The sequence below is a fragment of the Roseomonas rosulenta genome, from assembly GCF_016106005.1.
Classification (GTDB): domain Bacteria; phylum Pseudomonadota; class Alphaproteobacteria; order Acetobacterales; family Acetobacteraceae; genus Neoroseomonas; species Neoroseomonas rosulenta.
The window spans coordinates 1-1416 of sequence record NZ_JACADR010000526.1 but is presented as its reverse complement, the minus strand read 5'-3'; the positions used below and the strand labels follow the sequence as shown (position 1 = coordinate 1416).

The following is a 1416-nucleotide window of genomic DNA, read 5'->3' as shown; positions in this document are numbered from 1 at the left end:
CGCCGACCAGCGCCGCGCCGATGCGCGCGATGCGGCGCGGCGCGGCGGCGCGCGCGCCCGGATTGCGGTTCATGGTCAATGTCCCCTCAGCCGCTGCACGGCGCGCCGTCGCAGTGCCGCGCGCAGCGGCAGCGCGATCAGCAGCGCCCCGCCCAGCATCAGCCCCAGCACCAGCCACGGCCGCGCGCCCAGGTAGTGGTTCGGCCAGAGCCAGAAGGGCAGGGTTCCGACGTCGTAGGTCGGGGCGATTCGGAAGGCATCGAGCGTGCCGCCCGACAGCAGCACCAGGTCGCCCTGTACGCGTGGAATGCGCGCCGGGTCGCGCAGCATCTCGGCGATCGCCTCCACCCCCGACGGGGTCGGCGCGGCCACCGCCACCACCGACCGCCCCGGCGTCAGCGGCGATTCCGCCCCGGCGACGAAGCCGAGCCCTTCGGCCGGCGAGGACAGCAAGGTTGCCGCGCGGGCCCGGTCGGCCGGCGGGGGGCTGCCGGCGACCAGCCGCGCGAAGCCTTCCAGCCGGTGCGGCAGGGCGATGGAGAGCCGCCCGCCATCCTCGATGCGCAGCGGCATTTCGCGCAGCAGCTGCGGCAGCGCCGCCTGCCCGGCCAGCGTGCCGATCACGATCAGGTCGCGCTGCGCCACCTGGGCGAGTTGGGCCGGGCGGACCACGGCAAGCCCCGTGGCCGGCACGCCCACGATGAATGCAAGCCCCCCGATCATGCCGAGGAAGGCGCTGACCTCGACCGGGCCAGGCCGGTCGGGCATCACCACCGCGGTCTCCGACAGGTCCGCGAGGCGCGTGAAGGGGAAGCCCGCGCTCGCCAGGAAGGCGAGGTTCGGCATCGTCGCGAAGCGATGCGCGCGGCTGATGTCGATGGTGCTGACCGGGTCGATCGAGGCCTGCACCTCGGCCGGGATGGCCACGCAGTCGCCGCGGTGCAGCGGGCGCATGTCGAAGCGCAGCTGCAATTCGTTGCGGCCGGATACCAGCCAGGGCGGGATCGGCACCGTGGCCTCGCGCGGGCCGGGCACGGCGCCGGCCTGGCGCAGCAGCCAGGACAGCGGCCAGCTTTCCTGTTCGCGCAGCGGAAGGGCGCGCAGGAAGGTGCCGCTGACCGAGACATCGAGCCGCGAGGTCTGCACGTCCAGCACCGGCCCCGGCGGCGCGCGCAGGCTGAGCGAGAGCGGGAAGCCGTGGCGCCGCCAGGTGGCCAGGTCGGGCGCGGTGCGCAGTGGCACGGTGATCGGCCCCGGCGCGAAGCCCTGCACCTGCAACTCGCCGCGGTCCACCAGCTCGCCCAGCGCCACCGGGCGGTCGGGCGGCAGCCAGCGCGGCGCCTCGTAGGGGCGGCGCTGCGGCGCGCGCGGCGTGCTCACGGTGGCGAGCTGCCCGGACAGCAGCTGCGGCGCCAG

At 75.6% G+C, this 1416-nt stretch carries 1 protein-coding gene; it reads right to left on the bottom strand.

What is annotated here, in order from left to right:
- Window positions 1-75 precede the first annotated feature (75 nt).
- A partial coding sequence (locus HW578_RS26565; protein WP_198373698.1) for a cellulose biosynthesis cyclic di-GMP-binding regulatory protein BcsB occupies window positions 76-1416 on the bottom strand: 1341 nt, incomplete at its 5' end.